This window comes from Cupriavidus sp. 01L415 (genome assembly GCF_056400065.1).
The window spans coordinates 16855-39434 of sequence record NZ_JBFTSP010000039.1; the positions used below are offsets into that span (position 1 = coordinate 16855).

Below are 22580 nucleotides of genomic sequence, written 5' to 3' on the forward strand. Positions count from 1 at the left end.
CGTGGTCAGAAGGAACGGGGCAGGTCCAGCACGTGTTCGGCCACGTAGGACAGGATGAGGTTGGTGGAAATCGGCGCTACCTGGTAGAGGCGCGTTTCGCGGAACTTGCGTTCGATGTCGTACTCGGCGGCGAAGCCGAAGCCGCCATGCGTCTGCAGGCAGACGTTGGCCGCCTCCCACGAGGCATCGGCCGCCAGCAGCTTGGAGATGTTGGCCTCCTTGCCGCACGGCTTGCCGGCATCGAACAGCTGCGCGGCCTTGTAGCGCATCAGGCTGGCCGCTTCCACGTTGACGAACGCGCGCGCGATGGGAAACTGCACGCCCTGGTTCTGGCCGATCGGGCGGTCGAACACGATGCGCTCGCGCGCATAGCCGGTGGCGCGCTCCACGAACCAGTAGCCGTCGCCAATGCATTCAGCGGCGATCAGGATGCGTTCCGCGTTCAGGCCGTCGAGGATGTATTTGAGCCCCTTGCCTTCCTCGCCGATCAGATTCGCGGCGGGAATCTCGAGGTTATCGAAGAACAGTTCGTTGGTTTCGTGATTGACCATATTGCGGATCGGCTGCACGGTCAGGCCGTTGCCGATGGCCTCGCGCAGGTCCACCACGAAGACGGACAGGCCGTCGGACTTCTTCTTCACCTGGTCGAGCGGCGTGGTCCGCGCGAGCAGCAGCATGAGGTCGGAGTGCTGCACGCGCGAGATCCACACCTTCTGGCCGTTGACCACGTACTTGTCGCCCTGCCGCACCGCCGTGGTCTTGAGCTTGGTGGTGTCGGTGCCGGTTGTGGGCTCGGTTACCGCCATCGACTGCATGCGCAGTTCACCGGAGGCGATGCCGGGCAGCCAGCGTTGTTTCTGCGCATCGGAACCGTGGCGCAGCAGGCAGCCCATCACATACATCTGTCCGTGGCACGCGCCCGAGTTGCCGCCGCTGCGGTTGATCTCCTCCATGATGACCGACGCCGCCGTCAACGGCAGTCCGGAGCCGCCGTATGTCTCGGGAATCAGCGCGGAGAGCCAGCCGGCCTGGGTCAGCGCCTGCACGAAGGTCTCCGGAAAAGCGTTCTGTTCTTCCACGCGCTGCCAGTAGGCGGAGTCGAATTCGCGGCAGAGATCACGCACGGCTTCGCGGATTTCCGGGTAAATCTGGTCTTGGTCCTGATCTGCAAGCATGGCAATGTCTGTGATGGTCGAGTGGGGCCATTATTCCCGAGGCACCGGGGCGGCGTAATTCGGATTTGCCGAAGCGCGGCTTAGGGGCTGACTTAGGGGCAGGCTTAGGGGCTGGTTCAGGGGTCGACTTCGGAGCTGGCTTCGGGCGAGGGGCGGGCGTAAGGGAATGCCCGAGGTCTTCACGCCGGCCTTGTTCCCCCTTCGGCAAATCGGAATTGTGCGCAGGCACGTTTGCTTTCACGCTGCTCACATTCCCATCAAAACGCAGACGCGCGACACGCGCGCTTTCAGGAGACAGCGTATGACCTCATCCAGGCTGGCGCCAGCCGGCGTTGCCCGCAATCGGCCAGGCATGACGTGGGCCGCACTCGGCATGGCCGCGGCGATCGCGATAGCGGCGCCGGTGCGCGGCCACGCGGCGGACGCATTCCCGTCCAAGCCGATCGTGATGGTGGTGCCGTTCGCGGCGGGTGGTCCGACCGATGTCGTGGCGCGCTCGGTGGCCGCGGCGATGTCGAAGTCCCTGGGGCAGAGCGTGGTGGTGGAAAACCGGCTGGGCGCCGGCGGCACCGTGTCGGCGTCGTACGTGGCTAAGGCGGCGCCGGATGGCTACACGATCCTGATCCACCATAACGGCATGGCCACGGCGCCGGCCCTGTATTCGAAGCTGTCGTACAAGCCGCTCACCGATTTTGCCTTCGTGGGCCAGGTGGCGGATGTGCCGATGACGCTGCTGGGCCGGCATGACCTGCCGCCGAACAACCTGCCGGAACTGGTGACCTACATCCAGAAGAACCAGAACAAGGTGAACCTGGCCAATGCCGGGCTGGGAGCCGTGTCGCAGCTATGCGGCATGCTGTTCCAGAAGGCCATCGGCGTGGATCTGCAGGCGATTCCCTACCAGGGCACCGCGCCGGCGATGACGGCGCTGCTGGGCGGGCAGGTTGACGTGCTGTGCGACCAGACCACCCAGACGCTGCCGCATATCAAGGCCGACAAGGTCAAGCTGTACGGCGTGACCACCGTGGACCGCATCCAGGCGCTGCCGAATGCACCGACGTTGCGCGAGGGCGGGCTGAAGGGCTTCGAGGTCAAGGTCTGGCACGGCGTCTACGCGCCCAAGGGCACGCCGCCTGCGGTCATCGACAAGCTCAATGGCGCATTGCGTGCGGCGCTGAAGGACCCGGCCGTGGCGGCACGGCTGCAGGAACTGGGTGCGGTGATCGTGCCGGAAGACAAGCAGACGCCGGAAGGCTTGCGCACGTGGCTGGCGGCCGAGATCGACAAATGGTCGCCGATCATCAAGGCGGCCGGCGTGAAGGCCGATTAAGCCAGAATACCCTTCATCGCGCGCGCGGGCCCTTCATATCGTCATACGGGCTCGCGCGCCGCATCCACGAGGTAGTGGATCAGCGTCTCCGCGAACTGCGGCAGTTCGCGCCCCGGCCTGCGCACCAGCCGTATCTCGCGCCGGGCCCAGTCGTCTTCCAGGCGGATGAAGCGCAGCACCTTGCGGCTGGCGTAGCGGCGCGCGCAACTGTTCGGCACGATGGCGATGCCCGCGCCGGCTTCCACCATCCGGCACACCGCGTCGAAGCTCCCCACCTGGATCCGCAGGCTGATCCGCTTGCCCATGCCATTGGCGATGCGGTCGAGGAATGACTGGATCGCCGAGAACTGGTTCAGGCCGACAAAGCGGCAGCTATCGAGCAGATCGGCGAAATGCAGTGTCTTGAACGCCGGCAGCGGGTGATTGACGGGCGCGATGACGATCAACTCGTCACTGCACAGCTGCATGGCGTCCAGGTCCTCCGTGGCCACCTCGCCCGCGACGATGCCGAGATCCGCGGCGCCGGCGCTGATGGCCGAGACGATTTCTGCCGACAGGTGTTCTTCCAGCTCGATATCGACATCCGGGTTTTCCGACAGGAAGCGCGACAGCGCCGTGGCCAGGAATGAATTGGTGGCTGTGGTATTGGCCAGCAACCGCACGCGTCCCTTCACGCCCTTGGCATAGGGTCGCAGGTCCGAATGCAGGCATTCAAGCTCGCGAAACACCTCCCGCGCGTGGCGCAGCAGCGCGTCGCCGGCGGGCGTCAGCCGCACGCCCTTGACCTGGCGGATCAACAGCTGCGTCTGGAACGCTTCCTCCAGCTGCTTGATGCGCGTGCTGGCGGCGGGAAGGGAAAGGAAGCTGCGTTCAGCCGCCCGCGTCAGGTTTTCGGTTTCCCCGACATTGAGGAACAGCCGCAGGTCAGTCAGGTCGTAGTGCATGGCTTCCGTCGGGCCTAAGCCCACTTTTGTGATTCGTGAATTCCAAAGCGTCGGCCATCAATCTATCGTATCCGGCGCAGCAATAAAACGGGTACCTTCCCCGTATCGCACGACAAAGGAGTGAGGCAATGAGCGGTTTGATGGCAGGCAAGGTGGCGCTGGTTACCGGCGCGGGCGGTGGCATCGGGCGCGGGATCGCGCTGGGCATGGCGGCGGCGGGCGCCAGGGTTGTGGTCAATGACCTGGGCGTGTCGATGAGCGGCGAGGGCGGCGACAAGGGACCGGCGGAGCGCGTGGTGGAAGAAATCCGTGCCGCGGGTGGCGAGGCGGTGGCCAGCACGGACAGCGTGTCCAGCTGGAGCGGCGCCAATGCCATCGTGCAGTGCGCGCTCGATCAGTTTGGCCGCATCGATGCCGTGGTCAACAATGCCGGCAACCTGCGCGACCGCATGTTCTTCAAGATGAACGAGGAGGAATGGCGTTCGGTGATTGACGTCCACCTCAACGGCACATTCTTCGTCAGCCGCGCGGCGGCCAACTATTTCAAGGACCAGGAAAGCGGGGCGTTCGTCCACATGACCTCGACGTCCGGCCTGATCGGCAACCTCGGGCAGGCCAATTACTCGGCGGCCAAGCTGGGGATTGCCGCGTTGTCGAAGTCCATCGCGTTGGACATGGCGCGCTTCAACGTGCGATCCAACTGCATCGCGCCGTTCGCGTGGAGCCGCATGACCAGCTCGATCCCGGCCGAGACGCCGGAAGAGCGCGCGCGAGTGGCCCGGCTGCAGAAGATGGAAGCGGGCAAGATCGCCCCGGTGGCCGTGTTTCTGGCCAGCGATGCGGCGCACGAGGTCAATGCGCAGATCTTCGCCGTGCGCGCCAACGAGATCATGCTGATGAGTCAGCCCCGCCCGGTGCGGTCGGTCCATACCAGCGAAGGCTGGACGCCCGAGACCGTGGCGGAGATCGCCATGCCGGCGATGCGCGGTAGCTTCTATCCGCTGGAGCGCTCGCCCGACGTGATCAACTGGGATCCGATCTGACCGACAGCGCCGTCCGCGACGGCCAGCGCGCCTCTCGCCGGGCCGTCGGTGATCGAGGTCGGGCGGCGCTGGCTGATCGACGGCATTCGGATGGGTGTGATGCACGAGCCGCTTGTTGCCGTCGCGCAAGACGGCTCATGCGGCCGCACTGGCGCGTTGCGCAGGCGGCTCGCGGACTGCTCGCGCGCTCTTGTTCAATGGATGGACCCACGGATCCGCGCCGGCATGCGCATGACATGATGCGCTGCGACAAACGCGCATTCGTGCTGCGCCGCAGCGCAGGCAGTCTTGCTCCGCAGCACGCATGGCACGCAATCTGCTCAGCAGTGCACATGGCAGCGGACGGATGGAGACTGCGCACCCGCAAGGTGCGCGCGCTACAGCGATGCCGCCGGGAGAACTCAAAACAGTGCAGATGCCGAAAGGCAGGCTGTGGGCCGCGATGGCTGACGGGCTCGCCTGCGGGAGGCGTCTCGATGGTTGGAAGCCCAGCCGATTCGGTGCGCGCGGTGCTGACGAATCGATCGACCGGCAACTGCGGATGACTGGCACTCGCGGACCGACAGTGCTGATGTGCATGGACAGGTCTGCGTCATCCTGTCGCAGCGTGGCCTGCAGTGTCGTCGTGTTGATGGAGTGCGCGGATCGGTGGAGGAAGCGCCCCTATCGCGCGCATGGAATTTGAATGAGGCATTGCGTGGCAACGATGGATTCCGCGTCACGCGTTTTATGTGAAAGTGGCAGGACGTCATGCATAAATCGTTCGTTCGCATGATGTCATGACAATGCGTGATCGGGCACAGTAGAGATAGCGACGTAGGACCATGGCCGACAAGCGCTGTCAGACGTTACTGGTTTTGTGCACTGGTTACACACGGCGTCTGTGCATTAGCCGCCAGAAAGGTGTAAGGTGTGTCACAAGCATGGTCAATGGCCCGTCGCGCGGGGTGAGCAGGCGAGTGTTTCAGTGAGTGCGATGCGCGGTGTCGACACCCGTCGCAACGACTGAAGGGATGTGGATTTAGCACGTCAACTCCGGTCTCACCATCGTCGTTATTGACTATGATGAAGTAAAGACTTCGCAACATGGCAACTCCGCCAGGCCGGGGTGGTGGAACGCAACATTGCCGCGGAGTCTTAGGGGAGCAGAACTACCTTCGCCTCGGACGTGGGACTCTGACGGGAGTGAGGTATGGACATTTTTGGCCACTACGCCACGCGCTTCGAAGGCCGTAAGGAAGAGGAATTCAGCATCCAGGAGTACCTGGAGATCTGCAAGAAGGATCCTACTGCCTACGCGACCGCCGCAGAGCGCATGCTCGCCGCAATCGGACAGCCTGAACTGGTGGATACCCACCACGATCCGCGGCTGTCCCGACTGTTCTTCAACAAGGTCATCCGGGTGTACCCGGCCTTCCGCGACTTCTATGGGATGGAAGACACGATCGAGCAGATCGTCTCCTTCTTCAAGCACGCGGCGCAGGGCCTTGAAGAACGCAAACAGATCCTGTATCTGCTTGGGCCCCCTGGCGGCGGCAAATCGTCTCTTGCCGAGAAGCTCAAGGCGCTGATGGAGGAGATCCCCATTTACGCGCTGAAGGGGTCCCCCATCCATGAATCGCCACTCGGACTGTTTTCGCCCGAGGAGGACGGCAAGATCATGGAGGAGGACTATGGCATTCCGGTGCGCTACCTGAATACCATTCCCTCGCCGTGGACGGTCAAGCGCCTGCACGAGTTCAATGGTGACATCACCAAATTCCGCGTGGTCAAGCTGCGGCCGTCGGTGCTGTCGCAGATCGCGATTTCCAAGACGGAGCCTGGCGATGAAAACAACCAGGATATCTCCTCGCTGGTCGGCAAGGTCGACATTCGCAAACTGGAGGACTTCCCGCAGGATGACCCGGACGCCTATTCGTATTCCGGCGGACTTTGCCTGGCCAACCGTGGCCTTCTCGAGTTCGTGGAAATGTTCAAGGCGCCCATCAAGGTTCTGCACCCGCTGCTGACCGCGACGCAGGAAGGCAACTACAAGGGGACGGAAGGCTTCGGCGCGATCCCGTTCGACGGCATCATCCTGGCGCACTCGAACGAGGCCGAATGGCAGACCTTCAAGGCCGACAAGAACAACGAGGCTTTCCTCGACCGGATTTACATCGTGAAGGTGCCGTACTGCCTGCGCGTGTCCGACGAGGTGAAGATCTACGACAAGCTGCTGCGCAGCAGTTCGCTCTCTGCCGCGCCGAACGCGCCGAACACGCTGAAGATGATGGCGCAGTTCGCGGTGCTCACGCGGATCAAGGAGCCGGAGAATTCGAACATCTTCTCCAAGATGCGCGTCTATGACGGCGAGAGCCTGAAGGACGTGGACCCGAAGGCGAAGTCGTACCAGGAATATCGCGACTACGCCGGCATCGACGAAGGCATGAACGGGTTGTCGACGCGCTTCGCGTTCAAGGTGCTGTCCAAGGTCTTCAATTTCGACAACACCGAGGTCGCGGCCAATCCGGTGCACCTGCTCTACGTGCTCGAGCAGCAGATCGAGCGCGAACAGTTTCCGCCCGAGCAAGAAGCCAAGCTGCTGTCGTATATCAAGGAGTATCTGACAACGCCGTTCGTTGAGTTCATCGGCAAGGAGATCCAGACCGCTTACCTGGAGTCCTATTCCGAGTATGGCCAGAACATCTTCGACCGCTATGTGGTGTTTGCCGACCTGTGGATCCAGGACCAGGAGTACAGGGATCCGAACACCGGTGAAATCCTCGACCGCAACGCGCTAAACGATGAACTCGAGAAGGTGGAAAAGCCGGCGGGGATCTCGAACCCGAAGGATTTCCGCAACGAGATCGTCAACTTCGTACTGCGGGCCCGCGCCAACAACGGTGGCAAGAATCCGGTCTGGACCAGCTATGAAAAGCTGCGGATGGTGATCGAAAAACGCATGTTCTCCACGACGGAGGATCTGCTGCCGGTCATCTCGTTCAACGCGAAGTCGTCACGGGAAGACCAGGACAAACACGAGAACTTCGTCAATCGCATGGTTGAGAAAGGGTACACGCCGAAACAGGTTCGACTACTGGTGGAGTGGTATTTGCGCGTCAGGAAATCGTCGTAACAACAACCGGACGCGGTGTCCTTTATCCACGCGACTTTTTAGTGGCGTTTCATCAAGGCGGGCGGGCGGCTTATGGCTACGGTCATCGATCGGCGCGAAAATGGCGGCAACAAGAGTGCCGTCAATCAGCAACGCTTCATCAAGCGCTACCGCGAGCAGATCCGGCAAGCGGTGGCGAAGGCGGTGTCCGGCCGGAAGATCATGGACATCGAGCAGAGCGGGCAGGTGTCTATTCCGGTCAAGGACATCACCGAGCCGATCTTCCACCACGGCCAGGGCGGCAAGCGCGAATGGATCCACCCGGGCAACAAGAAGTTTGTCAAAGGCGACAGCTTTGACCGCCAGCAGCAGGGTGGCGGTGGCGGTGGGTCGCGCGCCAGCGACAGCGGCGAGGGCGAGGACGATTTCGTCTTTACGCTGTCGCGCGAGGACTTCCTGAATTTCTTCTTCGAAGACATGGCGCTGCCGGACCTGGCCAAGCGCCACCTCGCCAAGATCGCCGAGGTGCGCAAGGTGCGCGCCGGCTACTCCATTGACGGCACACCATCGAACCTGTCGATCCTGCGCACCATGCGCAGTTCGATCGGGCGGCGCATCGCGCTGTCGAGCCCCTACATCAAGCGCTTGCGCGAACTCGAGATCGAGTACAGCGAGGAGATCGAAAAGGAAGGGCCTTACTCGGACAACGCGGTGGCGCTGATGGAGAAGATGCGCCACCTGCGCGCCTGCGTGGACCGCGTGCCCTTTATCGAGAAGCTTGACCTGCGCTACAACAACCGCGTGCTCAAGAAGCGGCCCCAGGCGCAGGCCGTGATGTTCTGCCTGATGGACGTGTCGGGGTCCATGGACGAAAGCCGCAAGGACCTGGCCAAGCGCTTCTTCATGCTGCTGTATCTGTTCCTCAAACGGAACTACGAGCGCATCGACGTGGTGTTCATCCGCCATCACACGGTGGCGAAAGAGGTGGAGGAGGAAGACTTCTTCCATTCGCGCGAGTCCGGTGGTACCGTGGTCTCCAGCGCGCTCAAACTGATGGTGGAGGTCATCCATGACCGCTACCCGCCGAGCCAGTGGAACATCTACTGCGCCCAGGCTTCCGATGGCGATAACTGGGCCGGCGATTCGGAGTTGTGCGGACGCCTGCTGCGCGATTCGATCCTGCCGCTCGTGCAGTACTACGCCTATGTGGAAGTGGCCTCGGAGGAACCGCAGAATCTCTGGGAGGAATACCTCACGGTGAAGAGCCAGTTCGAGCACTTTGCGATGCAGCGCATCATCGGTGCCGACGAAATCTATCCCGTGCTGCACGATCTCTTCCAGAAGCGGGCCGCGTGGCCTGGCAGGTAGCTGCCGGTTCGCCTGACCGGTAGTGGTACGTAACTGGGGACGTCTATGGCCTATCTCTCCACGGGCTCGGAGTGGACCTTCGAGCTGATCCAGCGTTACGACCGCGAGATCGCCCGCATTGCCGGCGATTTCGGGCTGGACACATATCCGAACCAGATCGAGATCATCACCGCCGAGCAGATGCTGGACGCCTATGCGTCCGCCGGGCTGCCGGTGGGCTACAGCCACTGGTCGTACGGCAAGCATTTCCTGGCTTCCGAGCGCAGCTACCAGCGCGGCCACATGGGGCTGGCGTACGAGATCGTGATCAACTCCAATCCGTGCATCGCGTACCTGATGGAGGAGAACACGATGCCGATGCAGGCGCTGACCATCGCGCACGCCTGCTACGGCCATAACTCGTTTTTCAAGGGCAACTACCTGTTCCGCACCTGGACCAATGCGGACGCCATCATCGACTACCTGCTGTTCGCCAAGAACTATGTGGCGCAGTGCGAGCAGCGCTACGGCGAGCAGGAGGTGGAGCTGCTGCTGGATTCCTGCCACGCGCTTCAGAACTACGGGGTGGACCGCTACAAGCGGCCCAAGAAGCTGTCGATCACCGAGGAGATGGCGCGCCAGACCGAGCGCGAGAACTACCTGCAGATGCAGGTCAACGACCTCTGGCGCACGCTGCCGAAGCATCGGCCCCATCTGCTCAAGGAAGAAGAGGAGAACGGGGAACCGGACATCGCCTTTCCGCCGGAGCCGCAGGAGAACCTGCTCTACTTCATCGAGAAGAATGCGCCCAAGCTGCAACCGTGGCAGCGCGAGATCGTGCGCATCGTGCGCAAGATCGCGCAGTACTTCTACCCGCAGCGCCAGACCAAGGTCATGAACGAGGGCTGGGCGACGTTCTGGCACTACACGATCCTGCACCAACTCTACGAAGAGAAGCTCGTCAACGACGCGTTCATGCTCGAACTGCTGCAGGCGCACACCAATGTCATCTACCAGCCGCCTTACCACAGCCCGTACTACAGCGGCCTGAACCCGTACACGCTGGGTTTCCTGATGTTCCAGGATATTCGTCGCATGTGCGAGAACCCGACCGAGGAAGACAGGCGCTGGGCGCCGGAAATCGCGGGCACCGACTGGCGCACGACGCTGGACTTCGCCATGCGCAACTTCAAGGACGAGAGCTTCCTGCTGCAGTTCCTGTCGCCACGCGTGATCCGGGAACTGAAGCTGTTCTCGGTGCTGGACGATGATCGAGAAGGCAAGCTGCGCGTGACCGCCATCCATGACGACGAAGGCTACCGCGGCATCCGCCAATTGCTGGCCAATCAGTACGACCTGTCGAACATGGAGCCCAACATCCAGGTCACCAATGTGGATGTCGGGGGCGACCGCTCCCTGACGCTGCGGCACCTGCAGAGCGATCGCCGGCCGCTGGCGCAGAGTTTCGACGAGGTGGTGCGGCACGTCACGCGGCTATGGGGGTTCACGGTGCGGCTCGAGGTGGCTTACGAGGACGGCCGGCGCGAACTCAAGTACGAGTGCAAGCCGGAGCGCAAGCACCATCACCAGCGCAAGGCGGCCTAGCGGCGCGTGCTGCTGGCACCAATGCAAACCGGGCCTCACAGGGCCCGGTTTGTTTTTTTCGGTCGCGTGGGCGCCCGGTCAGCGCCGCACCGCATGCAGCCGCGCGGACCTCGGGCGCGCCGCGGAACTCGCGCCGGCGCGCTCCAGGTCCACGCCGGGCAGCAGGTGCAGCAGCCGGACCAGCTCCGATTGCCGATGCGTGCCGGTCTTGCGCAGCGTATCGCGGATATGGACGCGCACGGTGTGCGGCGACAGGAATTCGCGCTCGGCGATTTCATTCAGCGTCTCGCCGGCCGCCAGTCGGATGGCGATGATGCTCTCCTTCTTCGACAGCCCGAACAGCGACGTCAGCACGGCGGCGTCAAGCACCGACCGCGATTCCGAGTTGCCCAGCAGCATCATCGCCGCCGGCAGCTGCCACGGCCCTTCCACGGGCTGGCGCGACACCAGCGGCATGACGATCATCGGCACCGGCTGGCCGCCAGACGTGATGTGCATCCACGACCCCGCCGCGGCGCCGCCATTGCGGCCACCGTGCACGGCGGCGTCGAGCATCTTGTTGAGCACTGCCTGCAGCGATTCCGGGTGCGCGCAGAGAACGCCGTTTTCGAGCGCGAGATTGGCGTCGGCCTGCACGAGGGCTTCGGCCCAGCTGTTGGCATAGCGCACGCGCATATCGGCCTGAAGGACCATGACGCCGAAGTCGAGGGTGTCGAGTCCCGCCAGGCCGAGCGACGCCAGGCCGCTCAGTTCGAAATTGCGATGCTGCATGCGCGCGGCGCGCGCCCAGTGCGGCATGACCTGCGCCAGCCGTCGATCGCGGTGATCCCGCGGCAGCGAGTCCGCGCCGTTGGGTGTGGCGCTCATCATCACGCAGACCTCGGCGGTGTCGAACAGGCGGACGCCATGCTCGAGGCCGCCGCAGTCGTACACCGCGGCACTGGCAAGCACGGGTGCGGCCACCATCTGCGCGCCGGCGCCTGCCGGTATGGCCTCGCAGGCCAGCGCGGCGGTCGCGCGCGTGGCGGGGCCGGGCAGGGACCGCATGCTGTCAGGCATGCTGTTGGCGCTCGTGAAGCAGCCATGTGGCGTGACCCCCAGGCGTGCCTGACCCGCGAGCTTGTCCCAGATCAGGTAGCTCGGACTGTCGGTGCAGGTGTAGCGGGAAAACAGGTCAAGGGCGGCCGGCATGGCCGCCACGTCCATGGCGGACTCGTAGATACAATCGACCAGACGATGAAATACGTCGTCGGCAGACGGGTGTTCGCCCATATTGATTTCCCCCGGTGGCAAACGCCTTTTCCTCAAGACCACTGCATCGAGGCGTGGTCCCCTTGTTATGTATGCATCCCTGGCTCACCGGTTTGACCCGGTGGCGACGTCTCTGTGATCTGGCAGGCGATGGCACTGCCGGCCCCGGATGCATGATGATGATCGTGCAGAAACCGGCACCGGGAACATCCCGCCTTAGAGGGGCACACCCCGCGTCTCGCGTGGCTTTCCGGCAGATTGCCGGTCCGCTTGCGACGGCGTCGGCAGGCTCCCCCCGCCGCACCGGCTATCACAGCCGAGACTCGCGTGATAGTAATGCGGGGCCTCCCCTATCTCAAAGCATCGCAATCATTGTTTTGGCACGCGTTTGCGCAAAAGCGACAGCTTTATGTCGGCGGCAGCCGATGGCCGTGACAGGGCCTGAGATCAGGCGGTTTTCCCTTGCTGCGGGGTGACGAGTTCGACGCCCGCGCCGGCTGCCGCCGCGGTCACGCCGGCATCGCCTGCCGCGCCGCCGTCGACCTGCACGGTCAGGTGGGGCGCGGCCATGCGGATGCCGTTGGCGTCGAAATTGCGCTTGAGCCGGACATTGAAGGCGCGCGTGATTTCGGCTTGCGTCAGCGGTCGAGTCTTGAACTGCGCCAGCACCACCTGCCCGTTGGGGTCGAACCGGTCCAGCCCCAGGATGTCGAGGCCGGACAGCAGGTTGCGGCTGTAGCGGTGGTCGCGCGCCAGCTCGGCACCCGTGCTGCGAATGATCTCCAGCGCGCGGTCCAGGTCGCTCTGGTAGGCCACCGAGATGTTGAACACCGCGAATGCGTAGCCCCGTGACAGGTTCTTGACGGTCTTGATCTGGCTATAGGGCAGCGTGTGCAACGCGCCCTTGCCGTCTCGCAGCCTGACGGTGCGGATGGTCATGGCCTCCACGACACCAGCGTGGTCGGGCAGTTCGATGGAGTCCCCGATGGCGATGGAGTCCTCGATCACGATGAAGAGCCCCGTGATCAGGTCCTGCACCAGGCTTTGCGCACCAAAGCCGATGGCCAGGCCGACCACGCCGGCACCGGCCAGCAGCGGCGTGACGTTGATGCCAAGGTTGGCCATGACCGCGATCATCGCCACGACCAGCAGCGCGACGAATGATGCATTGCGAACGAGTGGCAGGATGGTCTTGGCGCGCAGGCTGGGCTGGGCGGCGCGGCCATGGGTCGGGGACAAGGTCTGCGTGATGGCGGTGTCGATCAGCAACCACGCCAGCCAGGACAGCAGCACGATGCCGATGACGCTCAGGATGGCTTCCGTGATGTGCCGCCCGAGTACGGTGGTTTCGGCCATCCGCATCAGTGATGTATGCCAGATCCGCGCGTTGATCTCGAAGAACACCAGCCAGATCCCGACGCGGATCAGGGCTGCGCCAAACCGGCCGAAGCGTTGTATATAGGCGGAGCGCCGCCGGTCACGCAGCCGCGGCGCGCGCACTGTCGCCTTGGGGGATCGGCCCACCACCAGGGTCATCATCAGTGCCGCCACGAACAGTGCCACGGTAGCCACCGCGCGCCGCAGGAATTCGTCGGCGTGGCCCGTAGCCATGATCGTGCCGATCACGGATGACACGACCACTGCGAGCATCGGCAGGTACCAGGCCTGCCCGGCAATCCGCAGCAGGTCCATGATGGCCGGGTGCTGCTGGCGGAAGGACAGCGGTCGCAGCGCGATCAGGTGGCCCACCTGTCGCCGGAAGCGTATGGCGAACACGCCGATCAGGATCGCGGCCAGGATGTTGGCGTAGGTGCCGATGAGCCCCGCGAGATTGACGCCGAGCGCGGAAATGGCGCGGGGGTCCGTGTTGGCTTCGCCCAGCGCGGCCAGCGAGCCGGTGATGAACAGGAGCCACGGCGAGTGTTGCAGCAGGTCGCGTACGGCGCGCGCACGATGCGCGGACTGGAACAGCGCGAAGATGACCTGGCACACCGCCGACATCACCGCGCCCGCGACGATGGCATAGGCCACGATGACGCCCGCCATGCTGGCCGGGGTCCGGCCAAAGATCTGATAGGCCAGCAGAACCGTCAGGGCGAAAGCCACGATCCACGGCCCGATCCGCCGCAGGAAGTAGATGCCCACATCGACCCAGGAAGGGATGGATGGCAAGGGCGTCGGCCTGGCGGGTTGCAAACGGTTCCGGTGCAGTCTTCGCGAGAGTTCCCAGAGCAGCCAGCCTGTCAGTGCCCAGCCGGCCAGGACGGTGGCGAACTCGCGGATCGAGACGATGGCTGGCCGCGTGTGGTTGAGCGTGAGGGCCTCGCGCCATTCCTCGCCGGCAAACCGCATGCGCCAGTCCCAGTAGTGCCACGGGCCGCGGTCCCTGTGCGGGGCGTTGTCGATGTCCTGCAGCGCCTGCGTGACGGCGCCGATCAGTCCAGGTGCCGGCGCGCTGGCCTGGGCGGCGGAAGCGGCGGCCGCCGCAGACGCATCGAGACCGCGTCGCAGCGCTTGCAACTGGTTGACCAGGTTCTGGCGCTCCTTGTCGTTCTGCAGCGTGCCAATGACCTGGTCGATCGATTGTGTCAGTGGCACGCTGGCCGGGGCGGCTGGCGCCGAGGCGGCTTCGGCCTTCTTCACGGCGGCGACGATCGGATTGGCGGGGGCCGCATGGGCGGCGGCCGCAAGCGCCATCGCCAGCAGGGCGAGCGGCAGCAGTGCCAGGGTCAGGAATCGAAGGGGCAGACGGTGCATGGATGCGGGGCGCGCAGAGACGGGACGTCTGGCTGGCTCCAGAAGGAAAGCCAGCATCGCGTCACTGTAGCGCATCGGCACGCGAAGTCGGGCATGCCATCCTCGTTGCAGCGAATTTCCGACCGCCGGCTGAAGTTGAAAAAAATTGAATGACTTATCCTGAACGTGGCCCGGTATCGATCACTTGCGAGGCATATAGTTCAGCACATGGACGGCGCGAACAAGCAAACGCGGACGTCCGGAGCCATCAAATCAACTTAATGACTTACGGAGAGAAATCATGACCAAGACCGCCGCCCTGAAGATCGCATCCACGCTCCTCCTGTCCCTGGCCGCCCTCGGCACCGTTCAGGCGAGCACCGTGCCGGCCGACAAGTACGGCTACGAATTCCGCACCGGCGTGCCCGCTGACCAATACGGCTACGAATTCCGGACGCACGACGCCTTTACGGACGGCGCCCGCACCGGCAAGTTTGATCCGTATGCCGACGGCGCCCGCACCGTGGCGGGTCTGGACAAGGTAGGCGTCTCGGCTTCCCCCGCACGGACCTTCGATCCGTATGCCGACGGCGCCCGAGGTGGCGATCCGTACACCGATGGCGCACGTTTCGTCGCTGGCCTGGATAACGTCGGTGTATCGGCCAGCCCGGCGCGCGGCTTTGACCCGTACCTCGACGGCGCCCGTGCGTAAGAGGAACCCGTAGTGATTTGGCCACGCAAAGCGGGGCGCAGGAAGTCTGCCTGCGCCCCGCTTTCCTTTTTGGGCGACGCATTGCCGTGTCCGGCGTGGGGCGATCGCAATCGAAGGGACGCCGCCGCGTGTCGTGCAGGCGGCATTCGGCATGCTCAAGCGCGGGCGCCGGGCCGATTCGCGCCGTCCTCGCATCGGGTGCTTTGGGCTACCATCACCCTCTCATCGAAGAGGACTTCTCACATGCCATCGCTCGATACCCTGCTGCCTTTCCTCGGCATCGCCATCCTGCTGGGGCTGGCCCCCGGGCCGGACAATATCTTCGTATTGCTGCAGTCCGCCATGCATGGCACGCGGGCGGGGCTGACCGTCGTACTGGGGCTGTGTACGGGATTGCTTGTGCATACGGCCGTCGTGGCGGTCGGTCTGGCCGCATTGCTTGCGGCGTCAGTGGTGGCGTTTACCGTGTTGAAGATCGCGGGCGCGCTGTACCTGGTCTATCTGGCGTGGCAGGCGTTTCGCGCACCGGTGGGTGAGTTGCCGAAGGCCGGCGAGGGCGTCAAGCCCGGCAAGCACATGTATTGGCGTGGCGTGGTGATGAACCTCACCAACCCCAAGGTCGTGATTTTCTTCCTGGCATTCCTGCCGCAGTTCGTGACGCCCGAACGCGGTCACGTGGCGCTGCAGCTGATGGTGCTGGGATTTGTGTTCATCCTGGCCACGCTGCTGGTGTTTGGCGCGATCGCGTGGTTCTCCGGTGTGTTTGGCCGGATCCTGATGCGATCGGCCCGAGTGCAGCGGGCAGTGAACTGGTTTGCCGGAACGGTATTCCTGGCCCTGGCGGGCCGGTTGGCGTTGTCGCAGCGGTAACGGCGCTGTCGGTCAGGCGAAGGTGATCGCGTCCCGCCGCTCGGCACGTTCCAGGTGTGGCACGTTGTTGAAGCTCAGGAGTCGCTGCGTGTCACGGCCGACGATCAGCTCGCAAAAGCCTGTGTTGCGGAACTGAAGGTTCAGTTCGATGGCGGTCTGCGTCGGCGCGCCCAGCAGGTCCGCCACCGCGCGGCCAATGGCGCCGCCGGAACTGACCACCAGCAGCGCATCCTCGCGCGCGGCACCTTCAGTGGCGTGGGTCAGTGCGGCCTGCATGCGGGCGCCGAACTCTGACCAGGTCTCCGGCATCCCCGTCAGCTTGTCTTGTGTCCACGCCGCGAAGGCTGCACGGAACGTGCGCCAGTAGTCCTGATAGTCGCTGTTCTGGTGAGCACGATGGTCGGCGCCTTGGGTGAAGCTGCGGTACAGCGCCTCACCATCGTATTCGTTCAGGCCGGTGTGCGATGCCACAACTGTGTCGGCGGCGCCCATGCCGGCCAGGATGCCGGTGGCGGTGTCCTGCTGGCGCACCAGCGTGCCGGCGATGACGCGCCGGAAACTGACGCCGCGATCACGGAAATACTCGCCGAGCCAGCGCGCCTGCTGGCGGCCCACATCAGACAGGCAATCATAGTTGGCGGCCCCGAACGAGGCTTGGCCGTGACGGACCAGGAAAAGCGTTGCCATGATGTGACGGGCGTCTCGCGCCAGCATGAATTCGGTTGAGGCGGATTCTAGGGGGACTGCGCCGGCGCACAAAGCAAGTCCCGCCGGAATTCATAGCGGCCATTTCCGCGATGCATTGCCCCATGCAGTCCTGCGCCCGTCCGTGTGCTGCGTTGTGCCGGCAATGGCGCGCGGAAGTGATCGTGACTGCAAAGCGAAGGGAGGCGCGGTATGGCGATACGGATGTGGCGTTTTGACTTCAGGGCATCAGGGCGACGGCATCAGCCTGCGACGTTGGCGTCGAGCCCGAGATAGCTGGTGACCATGCGCGTCATCTCGGCGGGCAGCCGTTCATCGCCCAGCGGCAGTGGGCCGGGATTGTTGAGCACGGCGTTGACCAGCGTGCCGAAGACCATCTGCATTGCAAAGCGCACGCGCAGTTCGGCCTCGGCGGCGGGATCCGGCAGGCGTGGCACCAGCAGCGCGACCAGGCGCTCGACGATCTCCTCGCCATTCTTCTGATGGGGCAGCCATTCCTCTGGCCGGGCGGAAGCGTGCTTGAGCGAAGCCCGGATGACGCCGCGGTTGTTGTGGCACCCGTTCGTCAGGAATCGCATGGTCTTCTCGACGATCTGGCTTGCCGGCACCTCGCTCCAGCGCTCTTCCGCCATATAGCGCGCGACGGAGGCCTCTGTCTCCTGCATGACCAGCGAGCGAAGCGATTCGAAAAACGACATCTTGTCGCGGAAACGTCCATAGAACGCGCCTACGGAGACCTGGCATGCTGCGGCGATCTGTGCGACGGACACGGCGGCAAAATCGCGCTGCGCCAGCAGTTCGCGCCCGGCGGTCAACAGTGCCTGTTCGGTCTCACGCGCGCGGCGCTGGCGCGGCGGCTGAAGGATCGACGGCGTGTCGATGCGGGGGAAGGCGGTGGCGGCGATCTCGTCACCTGGGGGCGAAGCATGCATGGGTAATTTTCGTATTCGAATTCGAATTCGGTTTTGCACCTTAAGTGTGGCCAGTCCGGTGCGTCAAGCTGGGGTTTACGATTTCCAATATCGGAGGAAACTCGCTCTGCCTGCTGACACAAGCCGCGGGGGGGCCGCCCACTGTGGAAACAGGGGACATCCCGTACATCGAACACATACGGCTGGCTTCGCCAAAATGTCATAAAAACGTCACAATGGCAGTCAGGCCCTGCCACAAAGAGCTGGGGCCATTTCCGGAGAGAGAAGAGATGACGTTGTCCGCCGCTACCGCAACCCTGTTTACCCGTCGCCTCCGACGCACCCTGGCCGTACTCGCCGTGGCGCCACTGGCCATTGCCGCCGGCGCCGCGCAGGCGGCCTGGCCGGAAAAGCCGATCCGGCTGGTGGTGGCCTTTCCCCCGGGTGGTCCGGTCGACACGCACGCGCGCATCCTGGCCGAAAAGCTGCAGCCGATTCTCGGCCAGACGCTGGTGCTGGACTACAAGGCTGGCGCAGCCGGCAATATCGGCTCCGATAACGTGGCCAAGGCCGCGCCCGATGGCTACACGCTGCTCATCGCCAATACGGGGCAGATGGCGATCAACAACTCGCTCTATCCCAAGTTGCCTTACGCCATGCCCAGGGATTTCGCGCCCGTGGCCCGCACGGCGCTGATTCCGCTGGTGATGGTCGTCAATAACAACGTGCCGGCGAAGAACCTCAAGGAGTTCATCGCCTATGCCAAGGGGAATCCCGGCAAGCTGAACTTCGCCTCGGGCGGCAATGGCGGGATCTCGCACCTGATGCCCGAGATGTTCAAGCAGGCGTCCGGCACGTTCATCGTCCACATTCCCTACAAGGGCAGTGCCCCGGCGTTGACCGATGTAATGGGGGGCCAGGCGCAGATGATGGCCGATTCGATTCCACTGTTCACGCAGCAGATCAAGGCGGGCAAGGTGCGGCCGCTGGCGGTGACGTCGCGCCAGCGTTCGCCGGCGCTGCCGGACGTGCCGACGATGGAAGAGTCGGGGCTCAAGGGTTTCGAGGTGGTGGGTTTCTACGGGATGCTGGCCCCTGCCGGCACGCCGAAGGAGGTCGTCGACAAGCTGTCCGGCGCGCTGCGCACCGTCCTGGCGGATCCCGACACGAAGGCCAAGTTCGAGCAGCAGGGTGCCGAACCGGCCTGGCAATCACCGGAGGCGTTCACGACGACAATCCTGAACGAGCAGGCGCGTTGGGGTCAGGCCGTGAAGGCGTCTGGCGCGAAGATCGACTGATATGGCCCCTCGCTGTCAATAGACGCGAGCGTATTCTTCGCGCGAAGAGCACGAGGTTGAAGAGAGATGAGGTCGCACGCGATGGGTAGCGCGACGTACGAGCTTGATGCGACGGTGGATCAGTCTGATATCCGCGGGCTGGTTACCGCATGTCAACGCTTCGTCGCGGGGCTGCCTCAATCTGATAGTCGGAGGCCGTCACAAGGACGCTCACGTAGTCGAGACGAGGTCTCCCCGAGTCGGGCTCGTGTGTCGCGCTGCCCATCGCGTGCAATGCAAGCGGAGCGGCGAGGTAAGCCGGGCGTTAGACGCTTTGCATGCAGCAGCTCAGTGGCACTGCACCTGTCGACCGGCCTCCCACAGGAAAGCGGCCAGTTCCCGGGCCACGGCCACGCAGATCTTGTTGGGGTGCATGCCACGCGCGTCCAGCCGGCGGTATCGGGTGCACAGTCGCAGTTGGGCACGCCAGGCGATTTCGCAGACGTTGCGAGGCTGGCCCTGCTGTCGCTCGGTGATTGGGCGGCTGATTGGGCGGCTCATGCGCGCCGAGTAACGGTAACACCATGCGGCCTCGATCAACGCGCGGCGCACGTGTGCATTGCCGGTCTTGGTGATACTTCCTTGGGAGCGAGTTTGGCCGCTGCTGAATTCGCTGGGGTACCAGGCCGAGATAGGCCATCAACTGTTTGGGATGCTCGAAGCGATGCAGGTCGCCCAGTTCGGAAACCAGCGTGACGGCAGACATGAGATCGATGCCCTTGAAACACATCAGGGCCTGGACGACAGCACGGAAGCGCCATTCAGCGACCTGTTCGCGCAGCGCTGTCGTAATACGCTCGATCCGCTCGTTGGCCTCCAGGACCGCGCTTCGGTTGCCAACGGTCGGCCCGCAGGTACCCACGAACCTGGGTGCTGCCCTGCCGACATCGGCAACGGCTACAGCAATGGAGTCTTTATGCACGTCCATACCGACAAATACAGTGATATCGTTAGTCATGGTCTGTCTCCGGGATCCGAGTATGCAGATCACGCCAGCCGGCGTTCTGCTTGTGGCTCTACGCGCTACCACGGCGCGCAGCCCACGATAAGCCCCGAGGCAGACCACCTCCAATTCCTCCTCCCGAATCTGGATGGTCCCTCCCGCTTCAACGCGGGCCAGGGCCCTGTTGTCTGATGGCGTCGCGGTAAAACGGCTGCGGCTGCGGCTGCGGCTGCGGCTATCGCCGCCGGCGCTGCTGTCCTGAGGCGCGGTGCCGTCAGCTTGCCGCCTGGGGCGGTTTCCGGGTCAGTCCCGCACACTGACCGATCAGTGTCTGCACGCAGCATGCGCTGCCGCTCCATTCGCCGCCGATGACGTTGCCGTCTGGGCCGGCCATCAGCTTGCGCTGGCAATAGGCGGCGGTGGGCGGAGGCTCCAGCCGCGCATCGCGGGGGCCGCTGCCCGGCGGGTGCGCGGTGGGGACTTCATCGGTCCAGACATAGGCGGTGCCGCCCGCCACGGCTTGCACGGATTGCGGCGGTCCCCACTGGGCTTTGGCCTGATCGACTGGCGCGCCTCGCCACGAATCGAAGATCCGCTGCATCGTGCTGGCCTCGATGTTGGCGCACGCGGCGGTGAGGCTCATCGCGCAGATGGAGATCATGGCGACACAGGGGGCGGAATGGCGGCGCGACGGCATGGCGGCTCCAACGGTAGCAGACCCTCCTTCGCAGACTAGCCGAGCGGCGCTGCCGCTGCCAGTGCGTCTATGCGTGCTGGCGCACGAAAAATGCGTGGCCGGTGTCAGGAAAACAGCGCGAGGGTTTGCTGATCCGGACTGGCCGCGGAGGTACGCCGGGTGGTTGCTGACGGACTTGCCTGCGTTGCGCGCTTCGGCGCGGGTGGCTCCGGCGGTGTCAGGACCAGCGTGCGCGTGGCGACCAGCGGCACGGCCGTCGCCTTCAGGTCTTGCAGGCGCGGCGCCAGAATCTGATAGGTGTCGGCATCGAAACGGGCGGCGTCGGACAGCAGCTTCGCAGCGTCTTCCAGCGTCGGCGCGGTGCCGAGATAGCACCAGTCTTCGATGACGTGCCATGGATGCCCGGCGTCGTCCGTCTCTCTCCAGGCAATGGCCCCGTCGAACGGCCAGGGCTGCAGTGCTAGTGCGGAGATGGCCGACATCGTGCGATCGCGATGGCTGGCGCGTGCCTCGTCGCCGGTGCACGCGCCGGCGCAACGGTGCAATTGCCGGGCGAAACAGGGATTGCCGCGGTGGCTGTTCGCTTCCAGCATCAACGTCGCCAGGCAAAGCTGATGTTCGTCCGCCAGCTCGCGCAGCCGGGCCTGCGCGGCGGCACGGCTGCCGAACGCGCCGTAGAGCCCGGCGTGGCGGCTGAAATTGATGTGGCGGTCGGAACGCAGGCGCGGCGCGGACAGGCCCGCAGCCAGTTCCCATGAAAACAGCTCGGTGTTCTGGCGCAGCAACTGGTTGTGGAGCGGCTGCAGTGCCTTGACCAGGTGGGCCTCCAATAGCAGCGCGCCCACCTCGCCGCCGGTCTCGCGCCATTCGACGCGCCGCACGCCGCGGGCAAGCCGCATCTCCTTCTCATGACTATGATCGCCGGAGAAATGGGCGCGGATGCGCTGGCGCAGATGGATGCTCTTGCCGACGTAGAGCGGCGCGTCCTGGTCGCCGAAGAACAGATAGACGCCGGGACGGTCGGGCACATCGTCGAGCGCGGTCTCGGTCAGGCCAGCCGGCAGGCTGGCATGCTTGACGAGCGACTTCACCGCGGACTCGACCAGGTCGACGGAATATACGTCGTGAATCTTCTGCCAGAACTGCCAGAGTAGTTCGGCATCGGCCAGCGCGCGGTGCCGCCCCTTGGGGGTCAGGCCAAACCGGGCGATCAGCGCGTCCAGGCCGTGCCGCTCCACCGACGGGAACAGCGAGCGCGACAGGCGCACGGTGCAGAGGACGTCGGCGCGGAAGGTGATGCCGGCGCGGCGGAACGCATTCTTGAGAAAGCCGTAGTCGAAGCGCGCGTTGTGCGCGACGAAGAGGCGGCCTTGCAGGCGTTCGGCCAGGGATTCGGCGATGGCCTCGAAAGTCGGCTGGCCGCGGACCATCTCGTCGGTAATGCCGGTCATGCCCTGGATGAAGGGCGGGATACTGGCTTGAGGGTCGATCAGCGTGTCCCACTCGTGGATGCCGTCGGGGCCGACTTCGACAACGCCGATCTCTGTAATGCGATCGCGTTGGGCATCGGCGCCGGTGGTCTCCAGGTCGACGAAGACAATCGGGCGCGTCAACGCGGCGGCGAGCGCGTGCGCGTCGAGCGTGCCGGCGTCGCGGCTCGCCAGGCGTTCGGGCAGATAGGTGGGGTGGTCCGGCATCGTCGTCATGCGGCGATTCTAATGGATGCGAAAATTCTTTTTCGAAATCGCTTGCCAGCGGGTGAGGAGTCCCTTAATATTCGCCCCCTCGCAACACAAACCGCCGCTGCAAGGCAGCACTGGCAAGGGTTGCGGGGTCGATGGGGGGTTGGAGTCGCGAAGGAATGCGGCGCTGACCGAAGC

The 22580-nt window shown here is 64.3% G+C and carries 17 protein-coding genes and 2 pseudogenes; 8 read left to right on the forward strand and 11 right to left on the reverse strand.

The features are described 5' to 3' along the window. Positions 1-5: 5 nt before the first annotated feature. On the reverse strand, positions 6-1175 hold the full coding sequence (locus tag AC1DOX_RS28515) for an acyl-CoA dehydrogenase family protein (protein ID WP_441623633.1): 1170 nt from the start codon (positions 1173-1175) through the stop codon (positions 6-8). 301 nt (positions 1176-1476) lie between these two features. Here AC1DOX_RS28515 and AC1DOX_RS28520 point away from each other — a divergent pair, with 301 nt between their 5' ends. Continuing rightward, a complete protein-coding gene (locus AC1DOX_RS28520; protein WP_441623635.1) occupies positions 1477-2505 on the forward strand; it encodes a tripartite tricarboxylate transporter substrate-binding protein in 1029 nt (342 codons plus the stop codon). Positions 2506-2546: 41 nt separating this feature from the next. Here the strand turns inward: AC1DOX_RS28520 and AC1DOX_RS28525 are convergent, their stop codons facing one another. Next, the gene (locus AC1DOX_RS28525; protein ID WP_441623637.1) at positions 2547-3449 is read right to left on the reverse strand and encodes a LysR family transcriptional regulator; all 903 of its coding nucleotides are present in this window, start codon (positions 3447-3449) and stop codon (positions 2547-2549) included. Between the two features lie 128 nt (positions 3450-3577). On the opposite strand from AC1DOX_RS28525, the gene AC1DOX_RS28530 reads away from it, so the two are divergent. From AC1DOX_RS28530 to AC1DOX_RS28545, 4 genes are all read left to right on the forward strand, one after another. Next, positions 3578-4492 carry an SDR family NAD(P)-dependent oxidoreductase gene (locus AC1DOX_RS28530; RefSeq protein ID WP_441623639.1) on the forward strand — a complete coding sequence of 305 codons (915 nt, stop codon included), beginning with the start codon at positions 3578-3580 and terminating at the stop codon, positions 4490-4492. Between the two features lie 1192 nt (positions 4493-5684). Then, positions 5685-7607, forward strand: coding sequence for a PrkA family serine protein kinase (locus AC1DOX_RS28535; protein WP_092142929.1), 1923 nt, complete (start codon positions 5685-5687; stop codon positions 7605-7607). Between the two features lie 72 nt (positions 7608-7679). After that, positions 7680-8954 (forward strand): YeaH/YhbH family protein, encoded by a 1275-nt coding sequence (locus AC1DOX_RS28540; RefSeq protein ID WP_092142932.1) that lies wholly within the window; start codon positions 7680-7682, stop codon positions 8952-8954. 45 nt (positions 8955-8999) lie between these two features. Beyond that, the gene (locus tag AC1DOX_RS28545; protein WP_092142935.1) at positions 9000-10538 is read left to right on the forward strand and encodes a SpoVR family protein; all 1539 of its coding nucleotides are present in this window, start codon (positions 9000-9002) and stop codon (positions 10536-10538) included. Positions 10539-10616: 78 nt separating this feature from the next. Here AC1DOX_RS28545 and AC1DOX_RS28550 read toward each other — a convergent pair whose 3' ends face one another. Further along, on the reverse strand, positions 10617-11810 hold the full coding sequence (locus AC1DOX_RS28550) for a helix-turn-helix transcriptional regulator (protein ID WP_441623642.1): 1194 nt from the start codon (positions 11808-11810) through the stop codon (positions 10617-10619). A 426-nt stretch (positions 11811-12236) separates the two neighbouring features. After that, on the reverse strand, positions 12237-14546 hold the full coding sequence (locus tag AC1DOX_RS28555; protein ID WP_441623644.1) for a mechanosensitive ion channel family protein: 2310 nt from the start codon (positions 14544-14546) through the stop codon (positions 12237-12239). A gap of 280 nt (positions 14547-14826) precedes the next feature. Between AC1DOX_RS28555 and AC1DOX_RS28560 the strand changes: the two genes are divergently transcribed. Both AC1DOX_RS28560 and AC1DOX_RS28565 read left to right on the forward strand, forming a co-directional pair. After that, positions 14827-15237 (forward strand): hypothetical protein, encoded by a 411-nt coding sequence (locus AC1DOX_RS28560; protein ID WP_441623646.1) that lies wholly within the window; start codon positions 14827-14829, stop codon positions 15235-15237. Between the two features lie 243 nt (positions 15238-15480). Further along, the gene (locus AC1DOX_RS28565) at positions 15481-16107 is read left to right on the forward strand and encodes a LysE family translocator (protein ID WP_441623648.1); all 627 of its coding nucleotides are present in this window, start codon (positions 15481-15483) and stop codon (positions 16105-16107) included. 12 nt (positions 16108-16119) lie between these two features. On the opposite strand, the gene AC1DOX_RS28570 is transcribed toward AC1DOX_RS28565, so the two are convergent. Further along, complete coding sequence (locus tag AC1DOX_RS28570) at positions 16120-16794, reverse strand: histidine phosphatase family protein (protein WP_441623650.1); 675 nt, start codon at positions 16792-16794, stop codon at positions 16120-16122. Between the two features lie 260 nt (positions 16795-17054). Then, entirely contained in the window at positions 17055-17744 is a 690-nt protein-coding gene (locus tag AC1DOX_RS28575) for a TetR/AcrR family transcriptional regulator (protein ID WP_441623652.1), read from the reverse strand. A 269-nt stretch (positions 17745-18013) separates the two neighbouring features. Between AC1DOX_RS28575 and AC1DOX_RS28580 the strand changes: the two genes are divergently transcribed. Then, positions 18014-19021 carry a Bug family tripartite tricarboxylate transporter substrate binding protein gene (locus AC1DOX_RS28580; RefSeq protein ID WP_092142951.1) on the forward strand — a complete coding sequence of 336 codons (1008 nt, stop codon included), beginning with the start codon at positions 18014-18016 and terminating at the stop codon, positions 19019-19021. Between the two features lie 327 nt (positions 19022-19348). Here the strand turns inward: AC1DOX_RS28580 and AC1DOX_RS28585 are convergent, their stop codons facing one another. The 5 genes and pseudogenes from AC1DOX_RS28585 to AC1DOX_RS28605 form a co-directional block, all read right to left on the reverse strand. Beyond that, the gene (locus tag AC1DOX_RS28585) at positions 19349-19561 is read right to left on the reverse strand and encodes a hypothetical protein (protein ID WP_441623663.1); all 213 of its coding nucleotides are present in this window, start codon (positions 19559-19561) and stop codon (positions 19349-19351) included. 54 nt (positions 19562-19615) lie between these two features. Beyond that, positions 19616-19693, reverse strand: a pseudogene (locus AC1DOX_RS28590) (hypothetical protein); the annotation flags it as partial. 34 nt (positions 19694-19727) lie between these two features. Beyond that, a pseudogene (locus AC1DOX_RS28595) lies at positions 19728-20018 on the reverse strand (hypothetical protein); the annotation flags it as partial. 259 nt (positions 20019-20277) lie between these two features. After that, the gene (locus AC1DOX_RS28600; protein ID WP_255371504.1) at positions 20278-20700 is read right to left on the reverse strand and encodes a hypothetical protein; all 423 of its coding nucleotides are present in this window, start codon (positions 20698-20700) and stop codon (positions 20278-20280) included. A 104-nt stretch (positions 20701-20804) separates the two neighbouring features. Then, positions 20805-22397, reverse strand: a complete 1593-nt coding sequence (locus AC1DOX_RS28605; RefSeq protein ID WP_441623661.1) for a 3'-5' exonuclease family protein — start codon at positions 22395-22397, stop codon at positions 20805-20807. Positions 22398-22580: the final 183 nt, after the last annotated feature.

Coding starts and splice junctions, on each gene's coding strand:
- AC1DOX_RS28515 (WP_441623633.1), bottom strand. CDS start 1,175: ATGCTTGCAGATCAGGACCAAGACCAGATTTACCCGGAAATCCGCGAA.
- AC1DOX_RS28520 (WP_441623635.1), top strand. CDS start 1,477: ATGACCTCATCCAGGCTGGCGCCAGCCGGCGTTGCCCGCAATCGGCCA.
- AC1DOX_RS28525 (WP_441623637.1), bottom strand. CDS start 3,449: ATGCACTACGACCTGACTGACCTGCGGCTGTTCCTCAATGTCGGGGAA.
- AC1DOX_RS28530 (WP_441623639.1), top strand. CDS start 3,578: ATGAGCGGTTTGATGGCAGGCAAGGTGGCGCTGGTTACCGGCGCGGGC.
- AC1DOX_RS28535 (WP_092142929.1), top strand. CDS start 5,685: ATGGACATTTTTGGCCACTACGCCACGCGCTTCGAAGGCCGTAAGGAA.
- AC1DOX_RS28540 (WP_092142932.1), top strand. CDS start 7,680: ATGGCTACGGTCATCGATCGGCGCGAAAATGGCGGCAACAAGAGTGCC.
- AC1DOX_RS28545 (WP_092142935.1), top strand. CDS start 9,000: ATGGCCTATCTCTCCACGGGCTCGGAGTGGACCTTCGAGCTGATCCAG.
- AC1DOX_RS28550 (WP_441623642.1), bottom strand. CDS start 11,810: ATGGGCGAACACCCGTCTGCCGACGACGTATTTCATCGTCTGGTCGAT.
- AC1DOX_RS28555 (WP_441623644.1), bottom strand. CDS start 14,546: ATGCACCGTCTGCCCCTTCGATTCCTGACCCTGGCACTGCTGCCGCTC.
- AC1DOX_RS28560 (WP_441623646.1), top strand. CDS start 14,827: ATGACCAAGACCGCCGCCCTGAAGATCGCATCCACGCTCCTCCTGTCC.
- AC1DOX_RS28565 (WP_441623648.1), top strand. CDS start 15,481: ATGCCATCGCTCGATACCCTGCTGCCTTTCCTCGGCATCGCCATCCTG.
- AC1DOX_RS28570 (WP_441623650.1), bottom strand. CDS start 16,794: ATGGCAACGCTTTTCCTGGTCCGTCACGGCCAAGCCTCGTTCGGGGCC.
- AC1DOX_RS28575 (WP_441623652.1), bottom strand. CDS start 17,744: ATGCATGCTTCGCCCCCAGGTGACGAGATCGCCGCCACCGCCTTCCCC.
- AC1DOX_RS28580 (WP_092142951.1), top strand. CDS start 18,014: ATGACGTTGTCCGCCGCTACCGCAACCCTGTTTACCCGTCGCCTCCGA.
- AC1DOX_RS28585 (WP_441623663.1), bottom strand. CDS start 19,561: ATGAGCCGCCCAATCAGCCGCCCAATCACCGAGCGACAGCAGGGCCAG.
- AC1DOX_RS28600 (WP_255371504.1), bottom strand. CDS start 20,700: ATGCCGTCGCGCCGCCATTCCGCCCCCTGTGTCGCCATGATCTCCATC.
- AC1DOX_RS28605 (WP_441623661.1), bottom strand. CDS start 22,397: ATGCCGGACCACCCCACCTATCTGCCCGAACGCCTGGCGAGCCGCGAC.